Source organism: Hyphomonas sp. UBA3601, assembly GCF_002375605.1.
In the GTDB taxonomy this organism is placed as follows: domain Bacteria; phylum Pseudomonadota; class Alphaproteobacteria; order Caulobacterales; family Hyphomonadaceae; genus Hyphomonas.
The window spans coordinates 5,276-8,922 of sequence record NZ_DFME01000117.1 but is presented as its reverse complement, the minus strand read 5'-3'; the positions used below and the strand labels follow the sequence as shown (position 1 = coordinate 8,922).

Below are 3,647 nucleotides of genomic sequence, written 5' to 3'. Positions count from 1 at the left end.
CGCGGCGTGGCGCCTCGACAGTGTCGACCAGTGAAACGACCACCTTCTCACCCAGACTCTTCACCATCTGTGTCAAAAACAGCCCCGGTGCGATCGCGTTGACACGGACGCCGACGGCTCCGAGTTCCCGCGCCGCCGGCATGTTCATACCGATCACACCCGCCTTGGACGCTGAATAGCCGGCCTGACCTATTTGCCCTTCATAGGCGGCACCGGATGACACATTGATAACGACTCCCCGCTCGCCCAGATCGTCTGGTGCGTTCCTCGCCATGACGGCGACGCATTTACTCATGACGTTGAACGTGCCGACGAGGTTGACCATGATCACCTTGGTGAACTTGTCGAGCTGACAAGGGTTGCCGTCCCGGTCGAGAATTTTGGTCGGTGCCGGAATGCCTGCCGCGTTGACAGCAATCTGAATGGCCCCGAATTTCTCGACGGTATTTGTCACCGCATCCGCAACCGATTGATCATCGGTCACATCGACCTTGAAGAACTGGCAGACCTTGTTTCCAAGTTCGCCACAGAGCGCGTTTCCTGCGACTTCGCTCAGATCGAAGAGCGCGACGCGTGCGCCCTGCTCAACAAAACTGCGCGCCGCAGCAGCGCCTAGTCCAGAGGCACCACCTGTAACCACAGCGACTTTTCCATCGAGTTTCATGTTCGCAAGCTCCTGACCTGCTATTGTCAGCTTTCAACTGCTCAAGTCTGGAGCAGCCTCCCTTCGATGGAAAGGAGGCTGCTACAAGACGATCAGAAATTTATACGGCCTTCGGCACCAATCACGCGCGGCTCTTCGATCCAGCCAACATACACGCCCGGGCTGAGTGGCGCGTCGACCGAGGCGGTATAGGTGGCTTCATCGGTTAGGTTGCGACCGAATACACGGAATTCGTAGCGGCCAAACTCCACCCCGACATGAGCATCGAATTTCGTATATCCTTCCTGAAACGCGTTCGGGTCGAGGTCGCCATCCAGGAACATCTCGTCCTTGAAGTTGGCTCCAATCCGGGCATTCAGATCGAAATTCTCGAAACTGCGATTGAAGGCGAGATAGACGTTACCACTGAACTCGGGCGCAAAGGCCCCGCGTTCGCCGGCAAGGTCCTTGGTACCCACACCTGCAGAATCCGGGCATGTGCCCAAGCCCGTTTCGATCACTGAACACCCTGCCCCTGGGAAGGACTGGAATTCGTGATCGAGATAGGCGAACGCACCGCCAATCTCGATTTCGTCGCTGAGAAGGAACTGGCCATCAAGTTCCAGCCCCTGCACTTGAAGTTCAGCCGCGTTCCCAACCACGAAGCTTGTCCCACTCCACGAGGTTACCTGCAGGTCTTCTAACTCGCTTCGGAAAATGATTGCCCCGATGCGAGCACGGTCACCCATGAACTGGTGCTTGATACCAGCTTCCCAAGCCGTGACTTTCTCATCCTCAAATTCATGACCCGGACGCGGGCTCCCATCCGGTTCCGCCGTGTCAGGACTGAAATTGTAACCACCAGATTTATAGCCAGTGGAATAGGAAATATAGGCCGACCCGTTGTCAGCATACTGCCAGCGCAGTTTTACAGATGGATCAAGATGATCTTCTGTTCGCGTATCGTTGAGGTCAGCAGCAAAGCGGTTGAGCAATGCGGCAAAAGTCGTTGCAGAGTTCAATCCATCTGCACCCCCAACAGTAGCGGCGGCGGTTAGATATTCGGTTAGATCGGCAGACCCGATCGTGTCTGCGGGTGTGACAAGGCCAACGAAGTCTCGGGGTGTGCCGGCTCCAACAACAACACTCTTATCGATGCTCTTCTCATCTTCGGAGTAACGCAAACCTAGTTCAAGTGTGACGCTGTCGGTCAGGTCAATGCCAAGCTCGCCAAAAAGCGCAATCGTTTCGGCTTGTTGATCGAAGAAAGTGCGTTGAGCAACGTTAACAATACCGCCGGGCAAAATCGATGTTGGCAAAACGCCAAATGTGCCATTGAACGCCGTTGTCTCTTCAATATAAGCATCCTGGTTTTCATAATACAGCCCGCCCAAGAAATTTATGCGCCCATCCCAGTCTGTGGCAATGCGAAGTTCCTGGCTAAACATGTCCAGTTCTTCTTCATCAAGATTGTGAATGAAGCTGACAGGCAGAAAATCCACATCGTGATGTTGAGCGAAATCGAAAGAGGAGTAGCCAGTAATCGAAGTGAGGGTAAAGTTATCGAACTCCCATTCTGCCTTCACAGATCCGCTCAATGATTCAGTTGTCTCCGTGTCGGAGATTGGAGGGTCGCCGACACGGAATGCGGGATTGCCGTTGAAGCTGACATAAGCGGTATCTCCAGTAGAAACTCCAAAGTCTGGATGAAGCATTTGTGAGAGCGCTATCGTGCTAGGCGTCGGCAGGCGATCATCAATCGCATTAATGGTAAGCTCCTTACCGACCCCGTCCATTTCAAGATAGCTCAGTTTCGTCTCAACGTTTAAACTCTCCGTTGGTTGCCAGGCGAGCGTCGCCCGGGCGAACATGTCTTCGCGCTCGGCTTCGTCGCGATCAAAGACACGGTTCTCAACATATCCGTCAGTCGTCGTATAACGAATTGCCAACCGGCCTGCCAAATTATCCGCCAAGCCCGCGGAAAAGACGCCCGAGTAGCTTTGCGTATTGAATTCTGGTTCCCAGGCGACACCGACCCAACCATTGAGTTCTTCCCCGACTTCTGGCGAGGCCGTTTCAAGCTTGATCGCGCCAGCAACCGTGTTCTTACCGAATAGAACGCCCTGGGGCCCACGCAGAACCTCGACTTGCTGCAGGTCGAACTGGGACTGTGAGAATTGGCGGCTGCGCGGCTGATAAACGCCATCCACATAAAGGCCAACCGATTGCTCGAACCCCTTGTTGATTCCGGATCCGACACCTCGGATAAAGATGTTCGAGGTTTGCGCTCCCCGACCGACCTGCAGGCCCGGCACGCGCGCGGAAATCTGCTCAAGGTTCGTGACCCCTTGCGCTTCCAGCTCTGCTCCGGAAACGGCGGTCACGGCCACTGGAGCATTGATCAGCGTCTCGTCCCGTTTACGTGCCGTAACAGTCACTGTTGTCAGTCTTGCTTCCCGCTCCGCTTCTGTTTCGGCAGGGACATCTGCCACTTGCCCATAGGCTGGCGCGGCAAGGGCAATGGCGATCGGCAAAATTGCTGCGCCGCTTAAATTGAATCTAAACTTCTGGTTCATATTTATCCTCCCAAGAGCCCTTTTGTTCTCCGTGTTTCCGTTCCACGCTATGATGCATAAGGACGCGAAAGTAGATTATGAAATCTGGTGAAAGATCGCTCTGTTAGAGTCATACCAGTTCACGCCAACAGATCGTCATTCCGCGATACGAGAGAGCCTTAACGGTTAAAAATAGGGGAGACTATCCTTGTACTTACCGATGAACAATCGGAGTCTGGGACAGTCTAGGCGGAACCAAGGCAAGGCTGGGACTGTTGCAGTCACTGATACCGGCCAGGCCAATACCTGTCGATAAACGACCGGTATGAGCATCTTTCTCTTAGCCTAACATCAGTCGTCGGAGACTACGGATCCTGGTTCTTTCAACCTGACCATCCGCCTCGCCACCTGCTGCACGAAGTGATCATATCTGCGCTTGCCCAGCGCAT

At 54.3% G+C, this 3,647-nt stretch carries 2 protein-coding genes; both read right to left on the bottom strand.

Annotated features, from left to right (window positions below; all coding sequences use genetic code 11):
• Window positions 1-664, bottom strand: a 664-nt coding sequence (locus tag B4F73_RS12300; protein WP_290483406.1) for an SDR family NAD(P)-dependent oxidoreductase, incomplete at its 3' end; no start/stop codon positions are given.
• 92 nt (window positions 665-756) lie between these two features.
• Complete coding sequence (locus B4F73_RS12295) at window positions 757-3,219, bottom strand: TonB-dependent receptor (RefSeq protein WP_081812994.1); 2,463 nt, start codon at window positions 3,217-3,219, stop codon at window positions 757-759.
• Window positions 3,220-3,647: the final 428 nt, after the last annotated feature.

Excerpts from the sequence above, each read along its gene's own strand:
- B4F73_RS12295 (WP_081812994.1), bottom strand. The coding sequence starts at position 3,219 with ATGAACCAGAAGTTTAGATTCAATTTAAGCGGCGCAGCAATTTTGCCG.